We start from the raw sequence: 20,931 nt of genomic DNA, 5'->3' as shown, positions 1-20,931 counted from the left end.
GGCGCCCTGCCGTCGCTGCTCCCCGGCGGCCGCCCGGCCACCGACCCGCGCGCGCGGGACGAGGTCGCGGCCGCCTGGCGCGTGGCCGGGCTCCCGCACCGCTACGGCCGCGACACCGGCCAGATCATCGAGGCCGCGGCGACCGGCGAGCTGAGCGCCCTGCTGGTGGCGGGCGTCGAGGTCGCCGACCTGCCCGACCCGGCACGCGCGCGTGCGGCGCTCGACGAGGTCGGCTTCCTCGTCTCGCTCGAACTGCGGCCGAGCGAGGTGACCGAGCGCGCCGACGTGGTGCTCCCGGTCGCCGCCGTCGCCGAGAAGCCGGGCACCTTCCTCAACTGGGAAGGCCGGGCCCGGCTCTTCCAGGCGGCGCTCAAGCCGGACCAGATGACGCGCCGCCTCGCCCCCAGCGACGCGCGCGTGCTGCACATGCTGGCCGACGCGGGCGACGTCCACCTGGGCCTGCCGGACCTGGTGTCCGTCCGGCGCGAGCTGGACCGGCTCGGCGGCTGGGCGGGGCCGCGCGCCACCGAGCCGCTGGACACCGGGGCCGCCCCGCCGAAGCCCGCCGCCGGCGAGGCCGTGCTGGCCGGGCACCGGCTGCTGCTCGACCAGGGCCTCCTCCAGGAGGGCGACGACGCGCTCGCCGGGACGCGGCACGCCGCGGTGGCCCGGCTCTCCGCCGCCACCGCGGCCGAGGTGGGCGTCAAGGACGGCGAGGCGCTCGCCGTCACCGGTCCCGCCGGGACCACCGCGCTCCCGCTGCGGGTGACGCCGATGCCGGACCGCGTGGTGTGGCTGCCGCTGAACTCCGTGGGCGGCGGCGTCGCCTCCGACACCGGGGCCCGGCCGGGCCAGTTGGTCAGGATCGGCCCCGCCGCCCGCGTCGAGCCCGCCCAGGGCGCCCAGGAGGTGCAGTCATGAGCCCCATGATCCAGCTCGCGGCCGAGGACCTCTCCATGTTCGGCCGCGACCCCTGGTGGCTGGTCTGCGTCAAGGCGGTCTTCTGCTTCGCGTTCCTCGTGCTGACCGTGCTCTTCGCCATCGTGTGGGAGCGCAAGGTCGTCGCCTGGATGCAGTTGCGCATCGGCCCCAACCGCAACGGCCCCTGGGGCCTGCTCCAGTCCCTCGCGGACGGCGCCAAGCTGATGCTCAAGGAAGACCTGATCGTCAAGCGCGCCGACAAGGTGGTCTACATCCTGGCGCCGGTCGTCGCCGCGATCCCCGCCTTCATGGCGATCGCGGTGATCCCCTTCGGGCCCGCGGGCAACGAGGTCTCCATCTTCGGCCACCGCACCACGATGCAGCTCACCGACCTGCCGATCGCGATGCTCTACATCCTCGCGGTCGCCTCGGTCGGCATCTACGGCATCGTCCTCGCGGGCTGGAGCTCCGGCTCGACGTACCCGCTCCTGGGCGGCCTGCGCTCCTGCGCGCAGATGATCTCGTACGAGATCGCGATGGGCGCCGCGTTCGCCTCGGTCTTCCTGTACTCGGGGTCGATGTCCACCTCGGCGATCGTGGAGGCCCAGCAGGAGCGCTGGTACATCGTGCTCCTGCCGGTGTCGTTCCTGATCTACATCGTGACGATGGTCGGCGAGACCAACCGCGCGCCGTTCGACATGCCGGAGTCCGAGGGCGACCTCGTCGGCGGCTTCAACACCGAGTACTCGTCGATCAAGTTCGCGTTCTTCATGCTCGCCGAGTACATCAACATGGTCACCGTCTCGGCCGTGTCCGCGACGCTCTTCCTCGGCGGCTGGCGGGCCCCCTGGCCCATCAGCGGCTTCTGGGAGGGCGCGAACCACGGCTGGTGGCCGCTGGCCTGGTTCACGCTCAAGGTGCAGCTCCTGCTGTTCTTCTTCATCTGGCTGCGCGGCACGCTGCCCCGCGTCCGCTACGACCAGTTGATGAAGCTCGGCTGGAAGGTCCTCATCCCGGTCTCCGTGGTCTGGCTGATGCTCGTCGCCACCGTCCGCGCGCTGCGCAACGAGGACTACGACTTCAGCGAGATCGCGCTCTACGTGGGCGGCGGAGTCATCGCGCTGCTGCTGCTCTCGGTCCTGGTGGACGTGTTCCGGGACCGGCGCGAGAAGGAGGCCGCGGCCGCCGCGCCCGCCGAACCCGCGGCCTTCGACCCGATGGCCGGCGGCTTCCCGGTGCCCCCGCTGCCCGGACAGACCCTGCCGCCCGTGCCGCGGCGGCGCCCGCGCCACGAGCGGGAGCTGATTGTCAGTGGTGGCCCGGATACTCAAAGTGACGGAAAGGAGGCGTCCGATGGCTGAGCAGTCGAACACGCCCGACCGGCGGCACGGCGGGCAGGTGCCCGAGCAGCCGCAGGACGCGGGACCGCAGGCGAACCAGTCGGACCAGGGGTTCCAGAATCCCGTCGCGGGCTTCGGCGTGACCTTCAAGGCCATGTTCAAGAAGCGGCTGACCGAGCAGTATCCGGAGCAGCAGAAGACCACCGCTCCGCGCTTCCACGGCCGGCACCAGCTCAACCGCCACCCGGACGGCCTGGAGAAGTGCGTCGGCTGCGAGCTGTGCGCCTGGGCCTGCCCCGCGGACGCCATCTACGTGGAGGGCGCGGACAACACCGACGAGGAGCGCTACTCCCCGGGCGAGCGCTACGGCCGGGTGTACCAGATCAACTACGCCCGCTGCATCCTCTGCGGCCTGTGCATCGAGGCGTGCCCCACGCGCGCGCTGACGATGACGAACGAGTTCGAGCTCGCCGACAGCAGCCGCGCCAACCTCATCTACACCAAGGAGCAGTTGCTGGCCGGCCTCGAGGAGGGCATGGTCGAGGCGCCGCACGCGCTGTACCCCGGCACCGACGAGGGGGACTACTACCGCGGCCTGGTCACGCGGGCCGCGCCCGGCACCGAGCGCCAGGCCCCCCTGTCCAAGGGTGAGAAGCACGCCGAGTCGGTGGAGGTCACGCGGGAGCCCCGGTCCGAGGGGGTGGACGCGTGACCTCCGTCGCGGCCTACACCACCTCCACGGGCGAGGCCTTCCAGTTCTGGGTGCTCGGCACGGTCGCCGTGATCGGCGCGCTGAGCACGATCCTCATGAGGCGGGCGGTGCACAGCGCGCTCTGCCTGGCCGGGACCATGATCATCCTGGCGGTCTTCTACCTGGCCAACGGCGCGTACTTCCTCGGCATCGTCCAGGTCGTCGTCTACACCGGCGCGATCATGATGCTGTTCCTGTTCGTGGTCATGCTCGTCGGCGTCACCGCCGCCGACTCCCTGAAGGAGACCCTCAGGGGCCAGCGCTGGCTGGCCGCCCTGTGCGGACTCGGCTTCGCCGTCCTGCTGTTCGCGGGCATCGGCAACGCCGCGGTGACGGACTTCAACGGCCTGGCCAAGGCCAACGAGGGCGGCAACGTCGAGGGTCTCGCGGCCCTCATCTTCACGAAGTACGTCTTCGCCTTCGAGATCACCGGCGCCCTGCTGATCACGGCGACCGTCGGCGCGATGGTGCTCACCCACCGGGAGCGTACGGAGCGCGCCAAGACCCAGCGCGAGCGCGCCGAGCAGCGGGTGCGCGAGGGCAAGCACCTCCCGCCGCTCCCGGCCCCGGGCGTCTACGCCCGGCACAACGCCGTGGACATCGCGGGCCTGCTCCCGGACGGCACGCCGGCGGAGCTCACGGTCAACGGCACGCTGCGCGAGCGCGGCCAGATCCGGGACGTGTCCCACGAGGCCCTGGCGGACCTGCGCGCCCTGGAGCAGCGCTCCGCCGACCGCCTGGAGCGGCCGGACCTGCGCCGCACCGACATCGGGCGCGAGGGCGAGGGCACCGGCGAGCGGGCCGGGCGGACCGAGGAGGCGTCGAAGTGAATCCGGTGAACTACCTCTACCTGGCGGCCCTGCTGTTCGCCATCGGCGCCACGGGCGTGCTGATCCGGCGGAACATGATCGTCGTCTTCATGTGCATCGAGCTGATGCTCAACGCCTGCAATTTGGCGTTCGTCGCGTTCTCCCGGCTGCACGGCAACCTCGACGGCCAGATCATCGCCTTCTTCACCATGGTCGTCGCCGCGGCCGAGGTCGTGGTCGGCCTCGCGATCATCGTGTCGCTGTTCCGCTCCCGCCATTCGGCCTCGGTCGACGACGCCAGCCTGATGAAGCTCTGAGGGGTCGCTGAATCGTGGAGAAACTGATTGCGCTGCTCGTCGCGGCGCCTCTGCTCGGAGCGGCCGTCCTGCTGTGCGGCGGGCGCCTGCTCGACCGCGTCGGCCACTGGCTCGGCACGCTGCTCGCCGCCGCGTCCTTCGCCGTCGCCGTGGTGCTCTTCACCGACATGCTCGGCAAGGACGCCGAGGACCGGTCGCTGCACCAGCACCTGTTCCGCTGGATCCCGGTCGAGGGCTTCCAGGCGGACGTCGCCTTCCAGCTCGACCAGTTGTCGATGACGTTCGTGCTGCTGATCACCAGCGTCGGCACGCTGATCCACCTGTACTCGGTCGGGTACATGGAGCACGACGAGCGGCGCCGCCGCTTCTTCGGCTATCTGAACCTGTTCCTGGCGGCGATGCTGCTTCTCGTCCTCGCCGACAACTACCTGCTCCTGTATGTCGGCTGGGAGGGTGTCGGCCTCGCCTCGTACCTCCTGATCGGGTTCTGGCAGCACAAGCCCAGCGCGGCCACCGCGGCGAAGAAGGCCTTCCTGGTCAACCGCGTCGGCGACATGGGCCTGTCGATCGCGATCATGCTGATGTTCACCACCTTCGGGACGTTCGCCTTCGGGCCCGTCCTGGGGGCCGCGGAGGAGACCGGCGAGGGCAAGCTCACGGCCATCGGCCTGATGCTGCTGCTCGCGGCGTGCGGCAAGTCCGCGCAGGTGCCGCTGCAGTCCTGGCTCGGTGACGCGATGGAGGGCCCGACCCCGGTCTCGGCCCTGATCCACGCGGCGACGATGGTGACCGCGGGCGTGTACCTGATCGTGCGCTCCGGGGAGATCTTCAACGCCGCGCCGGACGCGCAGCTCGCGGTCACGGTGGTCGGCGCGGTCACGCTGCTCTTCGGTGCGATCGTCGGTTGCGCGAAGGACGACATCAAGAAGGCCCTCGCCGGGTCCACGATGTCGCAGATCGGCTACATGATCCTGGCCGCGGGCCTCGGCCCGATCGGCTACGTCTTCGCGATCATGCACCTGGTGACGCACGGCTTCTTCAAGGCCGGGCTCTTCCTCGGCGCCGGTTCGGTCATGCACGGCATGAACGACGAGGTCGACATGCGCAAGTACGGCGGCCTGCGGAAGTACATGCCGGTGACGTTCGTGACCTTCGGGCTCGGTTATCTGGCCATCATCGGCTTCCCCGGCCTGTCCGGCTTCTTCTCCAAGGACAAGATCATCGAGGCGGCGTTCGCCAAGGGCGGCGCGGAGGGCTGGATCCTCGGCTCGGTGGCGCTGCTCGGCGCGGCCATCACGGCGTACTACATGACGCGCGTGATGCTCCTGACCTTCTTCGGCGAGGAGCGGTGGCGCCACCGCGCGACGGCCTCCCCCGAGGAGCCGGGCGCGGAGCCCGCCGCCGAGACCCGCGGCGGACCCGGCGGCCACGCGGAGCCGCACCCGCACGAGTCCCCGGCGTCCATGACGATCCCGATGGTCCTGCTGGCGGTCGGCTCGGTGTTCGCCGGCGGCTTCTTCAGCATCGGCGACCGGTTCGTGCACTGGCTGGAGCCGGTCACGCACCACGACCACGGCGACTCCCCGCTGAGCGCCGCCACGGTCACCGGCGCCACCGTGGTGGTCCTGGTCGTCGGCGTGACCCTGGCCTGGTTCCAGTACGGACGCCGGCCGGTGCCGGTCGTCGCCCCGCGCGGCTCGCTGCTCACCCGCGCGGCCCGCCGCGACCTGCTCCAGGACGACTTCAACCACGTGGTCCTGGTGCGCGGCGGCGAGCACCTCACGCGCTCCCTGGTGTACGTCGACCACACCCTGGTCGACGGCGTGGTCAACGGCACGGCGGCCTCCGTCGGCGGGCTCTCCGGACGCCTGCGCAAGCTCCAGAACGGCTACGCCCGTTCGTACGCGGTCTCGATGTTCGGCGGCGTGGCGGTCCTCATCGCCGCGACCCTGCTGATGAGGGCGGTCTGATACCGATGTCCTTTCCTCTGCTGACAGCGACGGCCGTGGTGCCCGCGGTGGGCGCGATCGCCACGGCGGCCGTCCCGGCCGCCCGGCGCACGGCCGCCAAGTGGCTCGCGCTGCTCTTCTCGCTGGCCACGCTGGCGCTGGCCGTCGCGGTGCTCGTCCGGTTCGACCCGGACGGCGACCGCTACCAGCTCACCGAGTCGCACTCCTGGATCGCCGACTTCGGGGTGCGGTACGAACTGGGCGTGGACGGCATCGCGGTCTCCCTGATCGCGCTGACCGCCCTGCTGCTGCCCTTCATCATCCTGGCGGGCTGGCACGACGCCGACCCCCTGGAGACGACGTCGTCGCGGTGGCGGCCGACCCAGGGCTTCTTCGCCCTGATCCTCGCCGTCGAGGCGATGGTGATCCTCTCCTTCGAGGCCACCGACGTCTTCCTGTTCTACATCTTCTTCGAAGCCATGCTGATCCCGATGTACTTCCTCATCGGCGGCTTCGGGGACCGCGCCCACGCGGGCAGCGACGAGAACGCCACGGCGCAGCGCTCGTACGCGGCCGTGAAGTTCCTGCTCTACAACCTGGCCGGCGGGCTGATCATGCTCGCCGCGGTGATCGGGCTCTACGTGGTCGCCGGGAACTTCTCGCTCCAGGAGATCGCCCAGGCGCGGGCCGACGGCTCGCTCGACATGGCGACCAACACCGAGCGGCTGCTGTTCCTCGGCTTCTTCTTCGCCTTCGCGGTGAAGGCCCCGCTGTGGCCGCTGCACACCTGGCTGCCGAACGCGATGGGGGAGGCCACGGCGCCGATCGCCGTCCTGATCACGGCCGTCGTCGACAAGGTCGGCACGTTCGCGATGCTCCGCTTCTGCCTCCAGCTCTTCCCGGAGGCCTCGAAGTGGGCCACACCCGCCATCGTCGTCCTGGCCCTGATCAGCATCATCTACGGTGCGCTGCTCGCCGTGGGCCAGCGCGACATCAAGCGCCTGGTGGCGTACGCGTCGATCTCGCACTTCGGGTTCATCGTCCTCGGCATCTTCGCGATGACGTCCCAGGGCCAGTCCGGCGCGACGCTCTACATGGTCAACCACGGCCTGTCGACGGCCGCCCTGATGCTGGTCGCGGGCTTCCTGATCTCGCGCCGCGGCTCGCGTCTGATCGCGGACTACGGAGGCGTGCAGAAGGTCGCCCCGGTGCTCGCGGGCACCTTCCTGGTCGGCGGTCTGGCCACGCTGTCGCTGCCGGGGCTCGCGCCGTTCGTCAGTGAGTTCCTGGTCCTGGTCGGCGCGTTCGCGCGCTACCCGGTGGCCGGGGTGGTCGCGACGCTCGGCATCGTGCTGGCCGCGCTCTACACCCTGGTGCTCTACCAGCGGACGATGACCGGTCCGGTGAAGCCCGAGCTCGCGAAGATGCCCGACCTGCGGGTGCGCGAACTGGCCGTGGTGGCCCCGCTCATCGCGCTCCTCATCGGCCTGGGCGTCTACCCGAAGCCGGTCGCCGACCTGGTGAACCCGGCGGTCGAGCACACCATGTCCGACGTACAGAAGAAAGACCCCGAGCCCGAGGTGGAGGCCGCCAAGTGAGTGCGACAGCCGTCCACAGCCTGTGGACAATGGCGGCCGAGCCGGTCGACAAGATCGACGCGCCGAAGATCGAGTACGGCCAGCTCGCGCCGACCCTCATCGTCATCGGCGCGGCCGTCGTCGGAGTGCTCATCGAAGCCTTCGTGCCGCGCAAGTCCCGCTACCACGCCCAGCTCTTCGTGTCGGTCGTCGCCCTGGCCGCCGCCTTCGCCGCGGTCGTGGCGCTCGCGGCGGGCGACTACGGCACCACGAAGGCCCGCGTCGCCGCCATGGGCGCCATCGCGGTCGACGGACCCGCGCTGTTCCTGCAGGGCACCATTCTCCTCGTCGCCCTGGTCGCGGTCTTCACGTTCGCGGAGCGGCGCCTGGACCCGGCGGCGCACGGCAACCGCGTCGACTCGTTCGTGGCCCAGGCCGGGGCCGTGCCCGGCGGTGCGGGCGAACAGGCCGCGGTGAAGGCCGGGTTCACCACCACCGAGGTGTTCCCGCTCGTGCTCTTCGCGGTCGGCGGCATGCTCGTCTTCCCCTCGGCGAACGACCTCCTGACGCTCTTCATCGCCCTTGAGGTCTTCTCGCTCCCGCTCTACCTGCTGTGCGCGCTCGCCCGCCGCAAGCGCCTCATGTCGCAGGAAGCGGCCGTGAAGTACTTCCTGCTCGGCGCCTTCGCGTCCGCGTTCACCCTGTTCGGCATCGCGCTCCTGTACGGCTACGCGGGCTCGGTGTCGTACGGCACCATCGCCGACGTCGTCGACGGCACGGTCGAGACCGTCGACCCGGCGCTCGCGGACACCATGGGCAACGACGCGCTGCTCCTGATCGGCGCCGCGATGCTCGTGATGGGCCTGCTGTTCAAGGTCGGCGCGGTGCCGTTCCACATGTGGACGCCGGACGTCTACCAGGGCGCGCCGACGCCGGTCACGGGCTTCATGGCGGCGGCGACGAAGGTGGCGGCGTTCGGCGCGCTGCTGCGCCTGCTGTACGTGGTCCTTCCGGGCCTGCGCTGGGACTGGCGGCCGGTGATGTGGGGCGTCGCGATCATCACGATGCTGGGCGGTGCGATCGTCGCGATCACCCAGACCGACATCAAGCGGCTGCTCGCGTACTCGTCGATCGCGCACGCGGGCTTCATCCTCGCCGGTGTCATCGCCACCTCGGAGGACGGCATCTCGTCGGTGCTGTTCTACCTGGGCGCGTACTCGTTCGTGACCGTCGGCGCCTTCGCGGTGGTGACCCTGGTGCGGGACGCGGGCGGCGAGGCGACGCACCTGTCGAAGTGGGCGGGGCTCGGCCGCCGCTCGCCACTGGTCGCGGCCGTCTTCGCGGTGTTCCTGCTCGCCTTCGCGGGCATTCCGCTGACCTCGGGGTTCACCGGGAAGTTCGCCGTGTTCAAGGCCGCGGCGGAGGGCGGCGCGGGCCCGCTCGTCGTGGTCGGCGTGGTCTCGTCGGCGATCGCGGCGTTCTTCTACATCCGGGTGATCGTGCTGATGTTCTTCAGCGAGCCGAAGGCGGACGGCCCCTCGGTCGCCGTGCCCTCACCGCTGACGACGGCGGCGATCGGGGTGGGCGTCGCGGTGACGCTGGTGCTCGGTGTGGCGCCGCAGTACTTCCTGGACCTGGCGGGACAGGCGGGCGTCTTCGTTCGCTGACCCGCGTCCGTACGCGGCGCGGGGCCCCGGCTCCCCTTCTGGGGGCCGGGGCCCTTTCACGTGGGGGCGGAGGGCGCGGCTCCGCGCAAGCCTGTGGATAACTTCCCGGCCTGTCGGCGCGGACCCCTATCGTGGAGGCAGTGGTCGAGGTGCGACAGGCGGGGGCACGGCGATGAGCGGGATCAGTGGGGTCGGTATGGCAGAGGTGGTGGAGAGCGACGCGCTGCGGACGCTCCACCGGGTGTTCGGGTACGACGCCTTCCGGGGTGAGCAAGAGGCGATCATCGAGCACGTGGTGGCGGGCGGCGACGCGGTCGTCCTCATGCCGACCGGCGGCGGCAAGTCGCTGTGCTACCAGATCCCGGCCCTGGTCAGACCCGGTACGGGCGTCGTCGTCTCGCCGCTGATCGCGCTCATGCAGGACCAGGTCGACGCGCTGCGCGCCCTGGGCGTCAGGGCCGGGTTCATGAACTCGACGCAGGACTTCGACGAGCGCCGCGTCGTCGAGGCCGAGCTGCTCGCGGGCGAGCTGGACGTGCTGTACCTGGCGCCAGAGCGGCTGCGCCTGGACACCACGCTCAACCTGCTCTCCCGGGCCGAGATCTCCGTCTTCGCGATCGACGAGGCGCACTGCGTGGCCCAGTGGGGCCACGACTTCCGGCCCGACTACCTGGCCCTGTCCGTCCTCGGGGAGCGCTGGCCCGACGTGCCCCGGATCGCGCTGACGGCCACGGCGACGGACGCCACGCACCGGGAGATCACGCAGCGCCTGGCGATGCAGGACGCCAAGCACTTCGTGGCCAGCTTCGACCGGCCGAACATCCAGTACCGGATCGTGCCGAAGTCCGACCCGAAGAAGCAGCTCCTCACCTTCCTGAAGGAGGAGCACGACGGCGACGCGGGCATCGTCTACTGCCTGTCCCGCAGGTCGGTCGAGCAGATCGCCGAGTTCCTGTCGGCCCACGGCGTCGAGACCGTGCCGTACCACGCGGGGCTCGACGCCGGCACCCGCGCCCGCAACCAGGCCCGCTTCCTGCGCGAGGAAGGCCTGGTCGTGGTGGCCACGATCGCCTTCGGCATGGGCATCGACAAGCCCGACGTCCGCTTCGTGGCCCACCTGGACCTGCCCAAGTCGGTGGAGGGGTACTACCAGGAAACGGGCCGGGCGGGCCGCGACGGCCTGCCCTCGACGGCCTGGATGGCGTACGGCCTCCAGGACGTCGTGCAGCAGCGCAAGCTGATCCAGTCCGGTGAGGGCGACGAGGCGTTCCGGCGCCGCTCCGCGGCCCACCTGGACGCGATGCTCGCGCTGTGCGAGACCGTCCAGTGCCGTCGCGCCCAGCTCCTGCGGTACTTCGGCCAGGACCCGACGGACGCCTCCTGCGGGAACTGCGACACGTGCCTGACACCCCCGGAGACCTGGGACGGCACCATCGCCGCGCAGAAGGTGCTCTCCACGGTGGTGCGGCTCAAGCGGGAGCGCGGCCAGAAGTTCGGCACGGGCCAGATCGTCGACATCCTGCTCGGCCGCAAGACCGCCAAGGTGATCCAGTTCGACCACGACCAGCTCTCCGTCTTCGGCATCGGCGAGGAGCTCGGCGAGCCCGAGTGGCGGGGCGTGATCCGCCAGCTCCTCGCCCAGGACCTCCTCGCGGTCGAGGGGGAGTACGGCACGCTGGTGCTGACCGAGGCGAGCGCCGCCGTGCTCGGCCGCCAGCGGGACGTGCCGCTGCGCAAGGAGCCGAAGAAGCCGGCGGGCTCGGCGCGGTCCACCCCGCGCGGCGAGCGCAAGGCCAAGGCCGTGGCCGCCGCGGCGGACCTGCCCGAGGAGGCGACACCGCTCTTCGAGGCGCTGCGTGCCTGGCGCGCGGAGCAGGCCCGGGAACAGGGCGTACCGGCCTATGTGATCTTCCACGACGCCACACTCCGCGAGATCGCGGTGGCCCGTCCCACCACGGTCGCGGAGCTGGGCGGCATCAGCGGAGTCGGCGAGAAGAAGCTGGCGACGTACGGGGAGGGGGTCCTGGAGGTGCTGGCGGAACAGGGCTAGACCGGACGGGATGCAGCCCGTCCGGCGCTTCCGGTCGAGGCGCGGTGGCGGGGCATCCCAGCCCGTCCGGCGTTTGAGGACGAGGCGCGGAGCGCCAAAGAAGGGGGAAAGGGGCGGAGCCCCAGACGAGAAGGGCGGGGGCCCGGGGGCGGCAGCCCCCGGTTTCGGGAAGGGGCGGGCTCGGGGGCCCCGGCAGGCGCAGACAGCGCCCGGCAAGGCCCCCGGCCCAGGGGCTAGCGGGCCGGGGCGATCCGGCCAGTGACCTCGCCCAGCCCCACCCGCGTACCCCCCGGCCCAGGAGCCCACGCCGACAGCGTGACCACGTCCCCGTCCTCCAGGAACGCCCGCTTGCCCGACGGCAGTTCGAGCGGGTCGCGGCCGTTCCAGGTGAGCTCGATGAGCGAGCCGAACTGGTCGGGGGAGGGCCCGCTGACGGTGCCGGAGCCGTAGAGGTCGCCGGTGCGCAGGGACGCGCCGTTGACCGTCATGTGGGCGAGCTGCTGGGCGGCGGTCCAGTAGACGGTGGAGAAGGGAGGGCTGGAGACGACCTCGCCGTTGAGGGTGACGGTGATGCGCAGGTCGTAGCCGCCGGGCTCGCCGGAGGCGGTCTCGGCGGAGTCGTCCAGGTACGGCAGCAGGGGCTCGGTGCGCTCGGGCGGGGCGACCCGGGCCGCGTCCAGGGCCTCCAGCGGCGTGACCCACGCCGAGACGGAGGTGGCGAAGGACTTGCCGAGGAACGGCCCGAGCGGCACGTACTCCCAGGCCTGGATGTCCCGGGCCGACCAGTCGTTGAGGAGGCAGAGGCCGAAGACGTGCTCGCGGAAGTCCGCGAGCGGCACCGGGGTGCCGGGCGTGGAGGGCTTGCCGACGACGAAGCCGACCTCCGCCTCGATGTCGAGCTTGACGGACGGGCCGAAGACGGGCGCGGTGTCGGCGGGCGTCTTGCGCTGGCCCATGGGGCGCACCACGTCCGTCCCGGAGACCACGACGGTGCCGGAGCGGCCGTGGTAGCCGATGGGCAGGTGCTTCCAGTTGGGGGTGAGCGGCGTCGGGGAGTCCGGGCGGAACATCCGGCCCAGGTTCGACGCGTGGTGTTCGGAGGCGTAGAAGTCGACGTAGTCGGCGACGTCGAACGGCAGGTGCAGCGTGACGTCGGAGAGGGGGTGCAGCAGCGGGCGGATCACGTCGCGGTGGGCGGGCACCGTCACCCAGGCGGTCAGGGCGCGGCGCACGTCGCTCCACGTCCGGCGGCCCGCGGCGAGCAGCGGGTTCAGCGTGGGCTGGGCGAGCAGGGACACGTAGGGCGAGCCGAGGGCAGCGGCGGCGGCACCCGCGTCGAGGACGTACGACCCGATCCGGACACCGACGCGCCGGCCGTCGGGTCCACCCGCGCCCCCGGGCCCGCCCCCGCCCCCGCCCCCGCCCACGCCCTCGGCCCCGCCCGCGCCCCGGGCTCCGGCCGGGGCACCGGACGCGGCCGCCGGGCCGGAAGCGGAACCGGGCGCAGGATCGCCGGGCCGGCTCGTGGAGCCGGCCGGGGTGAAGACGCCGTACGGAAGATTGTGCGGGCCGAAGGGGTCGCCCTCGGGGAGGTCGAGCGGGTTCTGCTCGGACATGCGTTCCTGCCTCGCTTTCCAATCCGGGTGCCTCACACGTTACGTGGAAGGACCGATTTAAGGCAGTGCCTAAAGAGTTAGCAATGTCCCCATAAAGCGCGCATGGAGTGGTCAATTCCGGCTTAGGTTCCTCGGGGGGACGACGCGGACGGCTCGCGTCCGGGTCGCGGCAGAGGGAACGGGTGGGGGACCCTTGACCATGGCGAGCTGCGGCGGGCTGCTGACGCCTGACCGCGAAGTGCCCGGACTCATCGTGAAGTTCGGCGACTATCCACTGCATCACGGCGGCGTCGGGGCGATCCGCAGCCTCGGCCGTATCGGCGTACCGATGTACGCCATCACCGAGGACCGGCGCACGCCGGCGGCTGTTTCCCGATATCTCACCGGAGCTTTTCCCTGGCGCACCACCGGGGCCGAGGATCCGGGATATCTGGTCGAGGGGCTGCTGCGGATCGGGCGGCGCATCGGCAGACCGGCGGTACTCATCCCGACCGACGAGGAAGCGGCCGTACTGATCGCCGAGCACCAGCGGGAGCTCGGCGAAACGGAATTCGGCGGCTTCCTGTTCCCACGCGTCGAGAGCGCGCTGCCGCGCCGCGTCGCCAGCAAACAGGGCCTGCACGAGCTGTGTGCGGCGTACGGCTTCAGCTCGCCGGTGACGGCGTGCCCGCGCAGCCAGGCCGACATCGAGGAGTTCGCCACCACCGCCCGCTTCCCGGTGGTGGCGAAGAACAGGGAGGCGTTCCAGCGCCGCGAACAGCCCGCGGTGCCCGGCACGACGCGCATCAACAGCGCCCGGAGCCTGCGGGCGCTGGCCCGGGGCTGGGGCGAGCGGCCCGGCGTGGTCCTCCAGGAGTACCTGCCGCGCGAGCAGGCCGAGGACTGGGTCGTGCACGCGTACTTCGACGGCAACTCCGCGCCCCTGGCGCTGTTCACCGGGGTGAAGGTGCGCTCCTGGCCGCCGCACGCGGGCATGACGGCGCACGCGTACGTCGTCGACAACCCGGAACTCGCGGACCTCGCCGCGCGTTTCGTCAAGGAGATCGGCTTCACCGGCATCATCGACCTCGACCTGCGCTTCGACCGCCGCGACGGCAAGTACAAACTGCTGGACTTCAACCCCCGCATGGGCGCCCAGTTCCGTCTCTTCGAGAGCGAGACGGGCATCGACGTCGTGCGGGCCATGCATCTGCACCTCACCGGCCGCGAGGTCCCGGAGGGCGACCAGCGCGCCGGCCACCGCTACGTGGTGGAGAACATCGACCTGCCCGCCCTCATCGCCTACCGCCGCAGCGGCTATCTGGCCCCGCACGCCCCCGCCCGCGCGAGCGGCACGGAGCTGGCGTGGCTCGCCGCCGACGACATGAAGCCGTTCTTCACGATGCTGGCGCGCTTCCTGCGGCCGGGAGCGAAACACCTGTACGAGCTGTGGCGGACCAGCCGCCGGGGCGCCCCGCCGGGGTAGCCGCCCCGCGCGCCGGAGGGCGGGATCCCGGGCGGGAAGCCGAACGAAGGAAGACAGCAGTGCGCCGTGCGTGCCACGGCGCATGCGATGTCCTGGGGAGGGACTTCGTGAAGGAACCAGTGGCAGTCATCGGGGCAGGGCCCTACGGCCTGTCCACCGCGGCCCACCTGCGGGCCCGCGGCATACCCGTCCGCGTCTTCGGCGACCCCATGGTGAGCTGGCGCTCCCACATGCCCGCGGGCATGCTCCTGAAGTCCACCCCGGCGGCGTCGACCATCGACGCGCCCCAGCCCGGCCACACCCTCGCCGACTACTGCGCGGCCGCGGGCATCCCGCGCCTGGTCAGGGACGAGGACATCGTGCCGGTCGAGACGTTCATCGCGTACGGCCGGTGGTTCCAGGAGCGGCTCGTGCCTGGTCTGGAGCGGGTCCGGGTGGTGTCCGTGGACCACGGCGAGGCGGGTGGCTTCGAGCTGAAGCTGGACTCGGGCGAGCAGTTCACCGCCCGCGCGGTCGTGGTCGCCAGCGGTCTGACGGGCCTGGCGCGGGTCCCGCCCGTGCTGGCGGCCGCGGTGCCCGAGGGCCCCTCGCCCGCCGGGCCGCTCTCGCACAGCGCCCAGCACCACGACCTCACGCGGTACGCGGACACCGACCTGCTCGTCGTCGGCGCGGGCCAGTCCGCCCTGGAGACGGCCGTGCTCGCCGCCGAGGCGGGCGCCCGGGTCCGGGTCGTGGCGCGCGGCCGGGGCGCCGTCGGCTTCGGCGCGCCCCCGTGGCGGCAGCCCCGGCTGCGCCCGGAGTCCCCCTTCGGCCGCGCCTGGTCGCTGTACGCGCTGAGCTACCACGCCGACCTGTACCGCCACCTGCCACCGGCCACCCGCCACCACCTCGCCCGCCACGTCCTCGGCCCGCTCGGCGCCTGGTGGCTGCGCGAGCGGTTCGGCCGCGCGGTCGAGGCGTACGAGGTGCGCCGCTTCGTACGGGCCAGGACCGAGGACGGGCGTCCGGTCCTGACCGTGGAGACCCTGGGCGGCCGGACGCGGGAGCTCGGCGCCGACCACGTCGTCGCCGCGACGGGCTACCGCGTCGACCTCGCCGCCCTGAGCTTCCTCGGCCACGGCCTGCGCGCCCGCATGGCGGTCAGCCGGGGCACGCCCCGGCTCGGCGCGGGGTACGCCTCGTCGGTGCCGGGGCTGTACTTCACGGGCATGCTGGCAGGGTCGTCGTACGGGCCGCTGATGCGGTTCGTGTGCGGTACGGAGTTCGCCTCGCCGCGGCTGGCGCGGCACCTGGCGGCGGCGTACGGCTGAGCGGGCCGCCGCCGGCTCACGGCGCCCGGACCCCGCGGCCCGGGGCGGTCGGTCACGTCCCGGGCAACACCGGCATCGGGGCGGGCTCGGCGGAGCGCATGCGCTCCGGCGTCCAGTGGTCGCCCGCCGCGCCCGGAGCGTGCTCGACGCGCTCGCTGCTCACGGTGTCGGACGCCGCGCCCTTCCCGGCGGAGCCCGGGCGTCCGCTCCCGTCCGCGTCCGCGGCCGTGGCCTGCCAGGCGAGGCCCGCGGTGAGCAGCGCGAGGGCGGTCGCGGTGGCGAGGGCGAGCTTGCGGGTCTGCGGGAGTGCCATGTCGTTCCTTGTCGTCGTCTCGGGGGCGTACCGAACGGCACGGGTCGCCCCTGGGCGTGCCGGTGTTCCGGGTGTTCCGGGTATCCCGGGTATCCCGGGTGTGCCGGGCGTCCCGGGTACCTCGGGTGTGCCGGGTGTGCCGGTACTTCTGGGACGTGGCCGGGCGCCGGGAGGTTCCGGGCCCGGGGCGGCGGCGTCTCCATGGGCCGGGGCACCGGCGGCCAGGGCCCAGGCGTGCGGGGCACCGGAGGGCATGGCCTCGTCCGGACGGGGCACCAGAGGCCCCAGAGGCCAAGGTCCAGGCCGGCGGGGCCCGGTGGCCCGACCTCGGCTCCCGCGGCCCGGCCCGTGGCGCGGAGGGGGCAAATCAGGACAACCCCGGAGTCGTCCCGTCGCCGTCGCGTTGCGGCCCGCCCCGTTCCGGTGAACCCGGGGCGGGCGGTCACGCTCGGCGCGCCTTGGCGCCCCCGGCGTGCGCGAGCTGGGGGTTGCCCACGCGCTACCAGGTGTCTGCCGGGAGTGCGCCCGGCGCGTCCGAACCGTCACAGCTCCTGCGACGCGGCTTACCGGCGGGGCTCGGATCCGTATTCTTCGGATCATGGCCGCTCCCCTCGCGTATTCCCTCATCGCCACCGACCTGGACGGAACGCTGCTCCGCGGCGACGACACGGTCTCCGACCGCTCGCGCCGGGCGCTGGCCGCGGCGCGCGAGGGCGGAGCGCGGCACCTCGTCGTCACCGGCCGCCCCGCGCCCCGCGTACGCCCGCTCTTCGACGACCTCGGCTACGACGGGCTCGCCGTGTGCGGCCAGGGCGCGCAGCTCTACGACGCCGGGGCCGACCGCATGGTGTGGTCGGTGACGCTCGACCGGGAGCTCGCCGAGGTGGCGCTCGGGAAGATCGAGGCGGAGGTCGGCGAGGTCTTCGCCGCGGTCGACCAGGACGGCGTCGAGGGCCTGACGCTGATCGAGCCCGGCTACGAGATGCCGCACCCGACGCTGCCCGCGGTCCGGGTGCCCGGCCGGAACGTGCTCTGGGAGGAGCCGATCAGCAAGGTGCTGCTGCGGCACCCCACCCTGGCCGACGACGAGTTGGCGGGCGTCGCCCGGGCCGTCGTCGGCTCGCTCGCCACGGTCACGATGTCCGGCCCCGGCACGGTGGAGCTCCAGCCCTGCGGCGTCACCAAGGCGACCGGCCTCGCCCTGGCGGCGGAGCGGCTCGGGCTGTGCGCGGCCGACACGATCGCCTTCGGTGACATGCCGAACGACATCCCCATGTTCGCGTGGGCGGCCCACGGCGTGGCGATGGCCAACGCCCACCACGAACTGAAGCGCAGGGCGGACGAATTGACGCTCTCCAACGAGGAGGACGGGATCGCCGTCGTCCTGGAGCGGATGCTCCGCACCGCCGATGGCCGGAAATCGGTGGGTGGGAGGCAGCTCGCGTGAGGGCACCCGGCACGGTGCGGTGTGGCCGCGGGATCACTCGGCGTGGTCTGCTGGGGTGCGCCGTGGCACCCGCCTCCGCCGGGACGTCGTACGGGACCTCCGGCGGAGCGGTCGGCCGGGCGGTCGGCGGGACGGCAGGGAAACGATCGGCATGTCGGGCAGTTCACCCGACAGGTGAGGAAACGGTCATTTCCTGTCTGTCGGGGCAGGCTGGTCCACGCTGGCCGGGCAGGTGCTGGCTGTGATCGAAAGGCGACCGGATACGCTGACTTGAGTGATGGCAGCGACACATCGACAAACCGTGTCATCGACGAATGATCGACCGAGTGATCGACTTGTGATCGTCAGCAGACAGGAGAACCCCTCGTGACCGTCGTCGGGCCCTTCGGGCTGAGCGTGCGGGACCAGGCCCTCGAAGCCGATGTCCAGGCAGGATTGGCGGCTGTCGAGGAGGGCCTGCTCGAGGCCACCAAGAGCGAAGTGCCCTTCATCACCGAGGCCGCACAGCACCTCGTGCGCGCGGGGGGCAAACGTTTTCGGCCACTCCTGGTGATGCTCGCGGCGCAGTTCGGCGACCCGTACGCCCCGGGGATCGTGCCGTCCGCCGTGGTCGTCGAGCTGACGCACCTCGCGACGCTCTACCACGACGACGTGATGGACGAGGCCGAGGTGCGCCGTGGGGTGCCCAGCGCCAACCAGCGCTGGGGCAACTCCGTGGCCGTCCTCACCGGCGACTTCCTGTTCGCGCGCGCCTCGCACATCCTGGCCGACCTCGGCCCCGAGGCCGTCCGCATCCAGGCCGAGGCCTTCGAGCGCCTGGTCACCGGGCAGATCCTGGAGACCGCGGGGCCGCGCGACGGGCGCGACCCGGTCGAGCACTACCTGGACGTCATCGGCGGCAAGACCGGCTCGCTGATCGCCGTGGCGGGCCGCTTCGGCGCGATGATGTCCGGCGCGGACGAGACGGTCGTGGACGTCCTGACCCAGTACGGGGAGCGGCTCGGGGTCGCCTTCCAGCTCGCCGACGACGTCCTCGACATCGCCTCCGAGTCCACCGAGTCCGGCAAGACGCCGGGGACCGACCTGCGCGAGGGCATCCCCACGCTGCCGGTGCTGCGGCTGCGCGAGCGGGTGGCGCGGCTCGGCCTCGCGGAGGACGTCGCGCTCAGCGAACTGCTCGACTCCGACCTCACGGACGACGCCCGGCACGCCGAGGCGCTCACGCTGCTGCGCGCCCACCCCGCGCTGGAGCAGGCCCGGCGGGACACGGTGCGGTACGCGCAGGAGGCGCGCGCCACGCTGGCCCCGCTGCCGGAGGGCGAGGCCAAGGGCGCCCTCGTCGAGCTCTGCGACCTGGTGGTGCACCGGGCCGGGTAGGTCCCCCTCCTTCGGCCCCTGCCCCGCATCCGGTGTGCGGCTTACCCCCGGCGGGGGGCTGGTCGCCCCTGAACTGGGTGCCTCGGCAAGGGGTGCGGGGGCCCGGACGGGGCACGCCCCCTCGGCCACGTGACGCGCATCACACGGAATCCCTGCCTCTGGAGTGAGTCCAGGGCCGGATCCGTTCCGTACAGAGGGGAGCAAGCCGGCGCTCCGGTGTCCGGTCGTCACCCCCAGGGCGGCGCCTCCCCTTACGGGACGGGGGAGGTGCCGCCCCTCCGTGTCATCCCGGAGCAGTACGTGGAGTTGCACCCGGGGTCTGACGCTTCCCGCTGGCTGATTTGGTCGGATAGGGGCAGCCGAAAGACAGGCACGGACCACCACTCCTGACCAATTCGGGTGAGAATGGCGGCGCGGGGTGGACGAGTGCGCGTACGAATCGGAAAGCCGCCGCCGACCACGGAGGTAAGGCACACAATGGCACCGTACGAACCGGAGCAGGACACCACCGAGGCCGAGGAGCGGAGCGCCGGCCGGCGCAAGGCGGCGCGTTACCTCGTGCCCGTCGCGGTGGCGGGGGTGGCGGCGGCGACCATCGGGCTGGTCCCGGCGCTCGCCTCCGGTGACGACCCGGACCTGCCGAAGCTGACCGCACAGGAACTCATCGAGAAGATAGCCGCGTCGGACACCGAGCGGCTGTCCGGCACCGTGAAGATCAACACGGATCTTGGTCTGCCCTCGCTCGGCGGCGCGGGCGCCGGTTCCTTCGCGCCGGGCGGCTCCGGCGGAGGCGGCGGTGAGGACGGCGACGACGGCGACAAGGGCTCGGCCGCCGACCCCGGCGCCAAGCTGATGGAGCTGGCGTCCGGCTCGCACACGCTGCGCGTCGCGGCGGACGGCCCGGAGAAGCAGAAGATATCCGTCCTGGACGACGCCGCCGAGTACAGCGTGATCCACAACGGCGACGACGTGTGGGCGTACGACAGCGCGTCCAACGAGGCGTACCACGCGAAGGACGCCGGGGGGAAGGCGCGGGGCGGCGAGAAGGGCGAGCTGCCGAAGGAGGTCCCGGCGACGCCCAAGGAGTTCGCCGAGCAGGCACTGAAGGCGGCCGACAAGACGACGTCGGTGTCGGTCGACGGCAGCGCCAAGGTCGCGGGCCGCGACGCCTACCGCCTGGTGCTCACGCCCAAGGACTCCGGCACCACGGTCGGCCGGATCGCCATCGCCGTCGACGCGGAGACGGGGACGCCGCTGAAGTTCACGCTGACCCCGGCGGGCGGCGGCGCGGCCGTCGTCGACGCGGGCTTCACCAAGGTCGACTTCGGCAGGCCGGCCGCGGACACCTTCGACTTCACGCCGCCGAGGGGCACGAAGGTCACCGAGGAGGGCGGCGGCTCCGGTGCGCACCGGGGCGGCGGCGACGGCAAGGACGCCGGGGAGCCCGGCGTCGAGGTCATCGGCGAGGGCTGGACGTCGGTCGCGAAGATCGAGCTGCCGGGCGGCCAGGGCCTGCCCGCCCCGGGCTCGACGGACATGCCGGCGGACGCCCAGCGCTTCCTCGACTCCCTCGGCGACAAGGTCGACGGCGCCTTCGGCTCGGGCACGGTCTTCAAGACCCGCCTGGTCAACGCGCTGGTCACCGACGACGGAACGGTGTACGCGGGCGCGGTGACGAAGGACGCCCTCGTCAAGGCGGCCGAGTCGGACCGCTGACGACGACGTCACCCCCGGGAGGACGCCGGCGTCACCACGGGCCCACGTCACCACGGGCCCGCAGGGGTAGGGGCCTCGAAACCACGAGGCCTCGCCCTTACGGGGCCTCGAAACCACGGGGCCTCGAAACCACGGGGTCACGACCGTACGGGGCCTCGAATGCACGGGGTCACGACCGTACGGGGCGACGACGGCACAGGGCGATGACAGCATGGGGCGGCGGGTCCGCGGGCCGGGAGGCACCGCGGGTCCGCCGCCCGGGCGCCCCGGCCGCGACGCGGAGTCCCGCCGCGACGCGGAGCCCGG

General features: G+C 72.3%; 16 protein-coding genes. 14 read left to right on the top strand and 2 right to left on the bottom strand.

The window, feature by feature from the left end; genetic code table 11:
- From IE330_RS31860 to recQ, 9 genes are all read left to right on the top strand, one after another.
- The coding region (locus tag IE330_RS31860; RefSeq protein WP_190139646.1) for a molybdopterin-dependent oxidoreductase at nucleotides 1-921 on the top strand (921 nt) is incomplete at its 5' end.
- Entirely contained in the window at nucleotides 918-2,282 is a 1,365-nt protein-coding gene (gene nuoH / locus IE330_RS31855) for an NADH-quinone oxidoreductase subunit NuoH (RefSeq protein ID WP_190139645.1), read from the top strand. The genes IE330_RS31860 and nuoH, both read left to right, overlap by 4 nt.
- Before the next feature lie 37 nt (nucleotides 2,283-2,319).
- Entirely contained in the window at nucleotides 2,320-2,973 is a 654-nt protein-coding gene (gene nuoI, locus IE330_RS31850) for an NADH-quinone oxidoreductase subunit NuoI (protein WP_190139648.1), read from the top strand.
- Nucleotides 2,970-3,842 (top strand): NADH-quinone oxidoreductase subunit J, encoded by an 873-nt coding sequence (locus tag IE330_RS31845; protein ID WP_190139644.1) that lies wholly within the window; start codon nucleotides 2,970-2,972, stop codon nucleotides 3,840-3,842. The genes nuoI and IE330_RS31845 overlap by 4 nt, the downstream gene beginning before the upstream one ends.
- On the top strand, nucleotides 3,839-4,138 hold the full coding sequence (gene nuoK / locus IE330_RS31840; protein WP_190139643.1) for an NADH-quinone oxidoreductase subunit NuoK: 300 nt from the start codon (nucleotides 3,839-3,841) through the stop codon (nucleotides 4,136-4,138). The genes IE330_RS31845 and nuoK overlap by 4 nt, the downstream gene beginning before the upstream one ends.
- 14 nt (nucleotides 4,139-4,152) lie before the next feature.
- Complete coding sequence (gene nuoL / locus IE330_RS31835; RefSeq protein ID WP_190139642.1) at nucleotides 4,153-6,108, top strand: NADH-quinone oxidoreductase subunit L; 1,956 nt, start codon at nucleotides 4,153-4,155, stop codon at nucleotides 6,106-6,108.
- A gap of 5 nt (nucleotides 6,109-6,113) precedes the next feature.
- Nucleotides 6,114-7,685 carry an NADH-quinone oxidoreductase subunit M gene (locus IE330_RS31830; protein WP_190139641.1) on the top strand — a complete coding sequence of 524 codons (1,572 nt, stop codon included), beginning with the start codon at nucleotides 6,114-6,116 and terminating at the stop codon, nucleotides 7,683-7,685.
- Nucleotides 7,682-9,331, top strand: coding sequence for an NADH-quinone oxidoreductase subunit NuoN (gene nuoN, locus IE330_RS31825; RefSeq protein WP_190139640.1), 1,650 nt, complete (start codon nucleotides 7,682-7,684; stop codon nucleotides 9,329-9,331). The genes IE330_RS31830 and nuoN overlap by 4 nt, the downstream gene beginning before the upstream one ends.
- A 196-nt stretch (nucleotides 9,332-9,527) precedes the next feature.
- Entirely contained in the window at nucleotides 9,528-11,381 is a 1,854-nt protein-coding gene (gene recQ / locus IE330_RS31820) for a DNA helicase RecQ (protein ID WP_229926069.1), read from the top strand.
- A gap of 233 nt (nucleotides 11,382-11,614) precedes the next feature.
- Here recQ and fahA read toward each other — a convergent pair whose 3' ends face one another.
- A complete protein-coding gene (gene fahA, locus IE330_RS31815; RefSeq protein WP_190139638.1) occupies nucleotides 11,615-12,997 on the bottom strand; it encodes a fumarylacetoacetase in 1,383 nt (460 codons plus the stop codon).
- Between the two features lie 199 nt (nucleotides 12,998-13,196).
- Here fahA and IE330_RS31810 point away from each other — a divergent pair, with 199 nt between their 5' ends.
- Both IE330_RS31810 and IE330_RS31805 read left to right on the top strand, forming a co-directional pair.
- Complete coding sequence (locus tag IE330_RS31810) at nucleotides 13,197-14,462, top strand: carboxylate--amine ligase (protein ID WP_190139647.1); 1,266 nt, start codon at nucleotides 13,197-13,199, stop codon at nucleotides 14,460-14,462.
- 107 nt (nucleotides 14,463-14,569) lie between these two features.
- Nucleotides 14,570-15,772, top strand: a complete 1,203-nt coding sequence (locus IE330_RS31805; RefSeq protein ID WP_190139637.1) for an FAD-dependent oxidoreductase — start codon at nucleotides 14,570-14,572, stop codon at nucleotides 15,770-15,772.
- A 52-nt stretch (nucleotides 15,773-15,824) separates the two neighbouring features.
- Here the strand turns inward: IE330_RS31805 and IE330_RS31800 are convergent, their stop codons facing one another.
- Nucleotides 15,825-16,085: a hypothetical protein gene (locus IE330_RS31800; protein ID WP_190139636.1), complete on the bottom strand. Its 261-nt coding sequence runs from the start codon at nucleotides 16,083-16,085 to the stop codon at nucleotides 15,825-15,827.
- A 598-nt stretch (nucleotides 16,086-16,683) separates the two neighbouring features.
- Here IE330_RS31800 and IE330_RS31795 point away from each other — a divergent pair.
- From IE330_RS31795 to IE330_RS31785, 3 genes are all read left to right on the top strand, one after another.
- Nucleotides 16,684-17,532: an HAD family hydrolase gene (locus IE330_RS31795; protein WP_190139635.1), complete on the top strand. Its 849-nt coding sequence runs from the start codon at nucleotides 16,684-16,686 to the stop codon at nucleotides 17,530-17,532.
- 366 nt (nucleotides 17,533-17,898) lie between these two features.
- A complete protein-coding gene (locus tag IE330_RS31790; protein ID WP_190139634.1) occupies nucleotides 17,899-18,909 on the top strand; it encodes a polyprenyl synthetase family protein in 1,011 nt (336 codons plus the stop codon).
- Nucleotides 18,910-19,386: 477 nt separating this feature from the next.
- Nucleotides 19,387-20,625, top strand: a complete 1,239-nt coding sequence (locus IE330_RS31785) for a LolA family protein (protein WP_190139633.1) — start codon at nucleotides 19,387-19,389, stop codon at nucleotides 20,623-20,625.
- The last annotated feature ends 306 nt before the right edge of the window (nucleotides 20,626-20,931 follow it).

The organism is Streptomyces longispororuber (assembly GCF_014656095.1).
Taxonomy (GTDB): domain Bacteria; phylum Actinomycetota; class Actinomycetes; order Streptomycetales; family Streptomycetaceae; genus Streptomyces; species Streptomyces longispororuber.
Note: the sequence above shows the minus strand (reverse complement) of the source record. Positions and strands in the feature narration are given on the sequence as shown.